Raw genomic sequence first — 5,346 nt, forward strand, 5'->3', positions numbered from 1 at the left:
ACGCGAGGTCTACCGCGCGCTCACCGGCGCACCAGCCGAACACACCACGCGAACCGACCTTGCTCCAGCCGCTTGACGTCTATAGGAGCATCCACCGGCCGGTCGCAGCACCCCGACCCCCGCCGGGGCGGCGCCGAGCAGGCCCGCCCCGGCGGTGTCCGTTTCCGCCCGGTTCCCCGGCCTCCCGGGGGCCGGGTTCCGGTCGTGTTTCCGGACTGTTTCAAGATCGATAACCATCCGGCCCACCCGCCGTGACCACTGTCATACGCACGACTGATGACGTAGCCTCTCGACCGTGCATAGGGTTCCCCAAAGCTCGGTGAAGCCGCTGGCGGCGCACCCCGGCATCGGCCCGGTGCCACCGAACTCACCTGGTGGGGAGGGTCACCGCATGGCCGCACAGCAGCCTCAGGACGCCGCACGGCTGCGGCTGGTCGGATCGCGTACGGAGCGCCCGGAGCCGCCCCAGCCGGCCGCCACCACTCCCTCCACCACCGGACGCCCCGCCCAGGCCGGAGGCTTCGCGGAGGCCCTGCACCTGGCGATCGAGACCAGCGGCCTCAGCCTGGACCGGATCCGGGCCGCCCTCGCCCAACGGGGCGTCAGGGTCAGTGTGACGACGCTGAGTTACTGGCGGCGCGGCCGCAGCCAGCCCGAGCGGGCCAGCTCGCTGCGCGCCGTCCACCTGCTGGAGGAACTGCTCGGCCTGCCGCACAGCGCGCTCTCCTCGCTGCTCGGCCCGCCCCGCCCGCGCGGCCGCTGGGCCGCCGCCGCCAACACCCTGCACCTCGGCCTGGAGGACGTCTGGCCGGGCGAGCAGGAGATCGCCGCGATCTTCGCCGAGCTGGACGCCCCGCCGGCCGGCGAGCTGGAGCGGCTGAGCATCCACGACTCGTACTACGTCGACGCCGAGCGGCGCGGCAACCTGCTGCGGATGCGCCAGGTGGTGCGCGCCACGGTCGGTGGCGTCGGCCGCTGCCTGGTCGTCCACAAGGCCGACGAGGAGGCCACCGGCTGCCCGGAGATCACCTCGGTGCGGCACGGCCGGCTCGGCCGGGTCCGCCGCCGCCCGGAGGCCGGACTGACCGTCGGCGAGCTGATGCTGGACCGCCCGCTCGGCCTCGGCGACAGCACGGTCTTCGAGTACGAGGTGGAGATCCCGCCGGGCGGCCCGACCCTGGAGTACAGCCGCCGCTTCGCCACCACGGTGCGCGAGTACGTCCTCCAGGTGCACTTCGACCCGGCGGCCGTCCCGGTGCACTGCGAGCGCTACGACCGCGAGCCGGGCGCCGACGTCGACCACCGCCGCGAACAGCTCTGGGTCGGCGCCTCGGCGAGCGCCCACGTGCTGGCCCCGGACCAGCAGCCGGGCCACATCGGCATCCGCTGGGAATGGGCCTGACCCACCCGGCCGACCTGACCCCGACTCAACGCTCGTAACCGCTCGGCCCGCCCGACGCCACGTCCGGCGGCCGAACGGGTCCTCACCCGTCCGGCGCAATCCGCCGCGCCGCAGCCCGCCCGCTTTGGGACTTTGGTCCCGATAACACGCGGACCGTCCGGGAAGGCAACTCCTGTCCCGCCGTCAGGCGCCGACCAGGAAGACCGCAGGAAAGAGGCGGAGCATGACCCTTACCGACCCCCTGTCCCCGCTGATGCAGTTCGACGAGGTCGAACCGGAGGAGGACTGCATATGCGGGGGCTGCAACGCCCGCCGCCGCGCCCGGCGGAACGCCGCCCCGGTCCACGAGGGCGGGCACGCCGCGGCCCGCAGCGTCCGCCGCCGGGCCGCCGTCCTGGTGGCCGCCGTGGGCACCGCGATAGGCGGCGGCACGGCCGCCGCCGCGCCGGCCCCCACCCCCACCCCGGGCGGCAGCAACACCGCCCAGCCCCCGCAGACCCCGCAGGGCGAGGTCAGCGGCCTCTACGGCCAGGCCCCCGGCGCCCGCTCCTTCGCGGCCCCCCGCCTCGCCGCCCAGCCCGTCACCCGGGCCCAGATCATCCAGCGCGCCCAGGGCTGGGTCGACCAGGGCGTGCCGTACAGCATGGGCCGCTACTGGTCGGACGGCTACCGCCAGGACTGCTCCGGCTTCGTCTCGATGGCCTGGGGCCTCGGCAGCAGCCAGACCACCTGGACCCTGCCGAACTTCGCCGAACGGATCGGCAGGGACGACCTCCAGCCCGGCGACGTGCTGATCTACAACAACCCGGCCAACCCGCAGGCCGGTTCGCACGTCACGATCTTCGGCGGCTGGACGGACTCCTCCCGCACCAAGTACGTCGCCTACGAGCAGACCTCCCCCGGCACCAAGAAGCGCTCCACCCCGTACGCGTACTGGAACAACTCCGGCGGCTACGTCCCCTACCGCTACACCGGCCTGTCCGGCGCCAGCAACGACGGTGGCGGCACCTCCGCGAACACCTTCCCCGGCACCCAGTACTTCGGCCCGGGCCAGAACAACGGCTACGTCACCAAGCTCGGCCAGATGCTGGTCCAGCGCGGCGGCGCCCGCTTCTACTCCGAGGGCCCCGGCCCGCGCTGGGGCGAGGCCGACCGCAAGGCCACCCAGGCCTTCCAGCTCGCCCAGGGCTGGCGCGGCAGCGAGGCCGACGGCCTCCCGGGCAAGGACACCTGGGACTTCCTGGTCAACGGCAAGGGCCGCAACATCGACGGCGGGGGCGGCACCCCGCTGCCGCCCCCGCCGCCGACCGGCGCCTTCCCCGGCACCGGCTACTTCGCCCCCGGCCAGAGCAACGAGTACGTCCGGCAGCTCGGCGAACAGCTGGTCCGCAAGGGCTTCGGCGGCTCGTACACCGTCGGCCCCGGCCCGCGCTGGACGGAGGCGGACCGCAGGGCCACCCAGGCCTTCCAGCTCGCCCAGGGCTGGCGCGGCGCCGAAGCCGACGGCTACCCGGGCCCGGACACCTGGCGCGCGCTCTTCTCCTGACGCCCCACCGGGGCGCGGCACCGCCCGGTGCCGCGCCTCAGCGCCGCCCCGACATCCAGTGGAACAGGCCCATCGCCACGCTCGTCGCCAGGTTGAAGCTGGACACCCCGGCCTGCATCGGCACCGCCACCAGCCGGTCCGCCCGCGCCTTGAGCTCCGCCGACACCCCGTGCCGCTCGGTCCCGAAGGCCAGCAGCGCGTCGTCCGGGAACGGCAGGTCGCGGATGTCCACGCCCTCCGGGTCCAGCACGTACAGCGGCCCGGCGGGCAGTTCGGGCAGCCCCACCCGCTCCACCGCGGTCGCGAAGTGCAGCCCGGCACTGCCGCGCAGCACCGCCGGGTGCCAGGGGTCGAGGTCGCCCGTGGTCACCACCCCGGTCGCCCCGAACCCGGCGGCCAGCCGGATCACCGCCCCGACGTTCCCCAGGTTCCGCGGGTTCTCCAGCACCACCACCGGCGCCCGCCGCGGCCGCTCCGCCAGCACCGCCCGGTTGGCCGCCGCCGACGGCCGCACCGCCAGGGCGATCACCCCGGTCGGATGCAGCCGGGGCGCCAGCGCCCGCAGCCGGGCCTCCGCCACCTCCACCGCCGTGGCGTCCACGGCCGCCACCACGTCCGGCGCCAGCTCGGCCGCCAGGGCCAGCAGCGCCGCCCGGTCCGCCGTCAGCACGACCCGCACCGCGCCCCCGAAGCGCAGCGCGTGCTTCAACGGATGGAACCCGTCCAGCAGCACCGCCCCCGGCTCCCGCTCGGCCTCCCGCCACGCCCGCACCGCCTCGTCGTCCATGGCGGTCACTCTCCCACCCCGGGCTCCCCGGGCCGCCCGGCGGCCGCGATCACCTCGTCGAACCCCAACGGCACACCCATCGGACGGTCCGCCCCGGCCAGCCCCGCCAGGGCCAGGTCCAGGTGCCGGTGCACCAGCTCCCCGTCCGCGTCCAACGCCGCCAACGCCCCCGGCAACGGACGCGAGACCCGGACGCACAACAGCACCAGGTCCCCCATCCCCACGTCCGCCCGCACCCGCCCGGCCTCCCGGGCCGCCCCCAACAGCCCCTCGACCTCGGTGACCGCCCGCTCCCGGACGGCCACCAGCTCCGCGTCCACCACCAGACGCTCCAGCAGCACCACGATCGCCGCCCCCATCCGCAGGTCGGCGGCCGCGTGCACGAAGCGGCGCAGCGCCCGGTACGGATCCGGCTCCGCCCCCCGCGCCTCGGCGGCGGCCGCCGCGAGCCGCGCCAGCAGGTCCGTCACCAGCGCCCGGACCAGCGCCTCCCGGTCGGGGAAGCGGCGGTACAGCGTGGCCGGGCCGACGCCCGCCCGCCGGACCACCGCGTCCAACGGGGCGTCCGGCCCGCGTTCCAGGAAGACCTCACAGGCGGCGTCCAGGATCCTGCGCCGGCTGCGTTCCGCGTCGGCCCTCATCCACACTCCCTAACCGGAGAAACTCTCTCCTCCTATGCTAGCGTCACCACCAAGCGGAGAAATTCTCTCCGCATACCTGCCCTCACCCTTCGAGGAGCACCACCGTGACGACCACCGCCCCGCTCACCGTCCACACCACGCTGGACGGCACCCCGCACTCCCGCGAAGCCGTCCTCAGCTGGGAACTCGACCGCGCCCGCGCCGCCCTGCGCCTCCTCAAGCAGCGCCTCGGCGACGACCGGATGCGCGAACTCCTCACCCCCGACACCACCGCCGCCGACACCGCCCTGACCGCCTGGGCCCACGCCTCCCGGGGCCACTGGCGCACCGCCGTCACCGAACTCACCGCCACCGGCATCGACGCCGACCGCTTCCTCACCTGGTGGCAGGGCCGCCTGCACGCCGGCGACCGCACCGCCCTGCTGGCCGCCAACCCCGAGCACTACCTCGCCGACTCCACCGGCGACCGGGTCGAGATCATCGAGACCATCGGCACCACCCCGACCCGCTTCTTCCTCCACTTCCACGACGACGTCCCCATCACCGCCCCCGACGCCGCCACCTACCCGGTCCGCATCGGCGGCACCGGCACCCTCGCCGACGGCACCGAAGTCCTGCGCGTGATGCACGAGTTCGCCGACACCCCCGACGGCCTCCGGATCCGCCTCACCGTCCAGTTCCCCGAAGCCGCCCCCACCCTCCTCCCCACCGGCCACCAGTGGCACTTCGCCTGCGAGTTCACCAACTGGCTCCAAGCCGCCCACACCCACCACCCCTGACCCCCACCCCCCACAGCGGGCGCGCGGGCTTCGCCCCGCGCGCCCAAAGCCCCACCCCCACCCACCCCCAAACCCGCACCCACCCACCCCCAGCAACCCACCCACCCCCTCACCCACCCAGGCGAGAGGGACGCGCTGCGGGAGGGGGCGGTGGAGGGGGTGGGTGCGGAGAGGGGCGTGACGGGTGATTT

The 5,346-nt window shown here is 74.9% G+C and carries 5 protein-coding genes; 3 read left to right on the forward strand and 2 right to left on the reverse strand.

The window, feature by feature from the left end:
• Positions 1-391: 391 nt before the first annotated feature.
• Positions 392-1,402, forward strand: a complete 1,011-nt coding sequence (locus tag AB0O91_RS41030; RefSeq protein WP_363444628.1) for an XRE family transcriptional regulator — start codon at positions 392-394, stop codon at positions 1,400-1,402.
• 223 nt (positions 1,403-1,625) lie between these two features.
• Positions 1,626-2,948 (forward strand): peptidoglycan-binding protein, encoded by a 1,323-nt coding sequence (locus AB0O91_RS41035; RefSeq protein WP_363444630.1) that lies wholly within the window; start codon positions 1,626-1,628, stop codon positions 2,946-2,948.
• Positions 2,949-2,985: 37 nt separating this feature from the next.
• Here AB0O91_RS41035 and AB0O91_RS41040 read toward each other — a convergent pair whose 3' ends face one another.
• Together AB0O91_RS41040 and AB0O91_RS41045 are read right to left on the reverse strand one after the other, a co-directional pair.
• On the reverse strand, positions 2,986-3,735 hold the full coding sequence (locus AB0O91_RS41040) for a TrmH family RNA methyltransferase (RefSeq protein WP_363444632.1): 750 nt from the start codon (positions 3,733-3,735) through the stop codon (positions 2,986-2,988).
• Positions 3,736-3,740: 5 nt separating this feature from the next.
• A complete protein-coding gene (locus AB0O91_RS41045; protein WP_363444634.1) occupies positions 3,741-4,376 on the reverse strand; it encodes a helix-turn-helix domain-containing protein in 636 nt (211 codons plus the stop codon).
• 104 nt (positions 4,377-4,480) lie between these two features.
• On the opposite strand from AB0O91_RS41045, the gene AB0O91_RS41050 reads away from it, so the two are divergent.
• Positions 4,481-5,155, forward strand: coding sequence for a hypothetical protein (locus AB0O91_RS41050; RefSeq protein WP_363444636.1), 675 nt, complete (start codon positions 4,481-4,483; stop codon positions 5,153-5,155).
• The last annotated feature ends 191 nt before the right edge of the window (positions 5,156-5,346 follow it).

The organism is Kitasatospora sp. NPDC089797 (assembly GCF_040684795.1).
Classification (GTDB): Bacteria; Actinomycetota; Actinomycetes; order Streptomycetales; family Streptomycetaceae; genus Kitasatospora.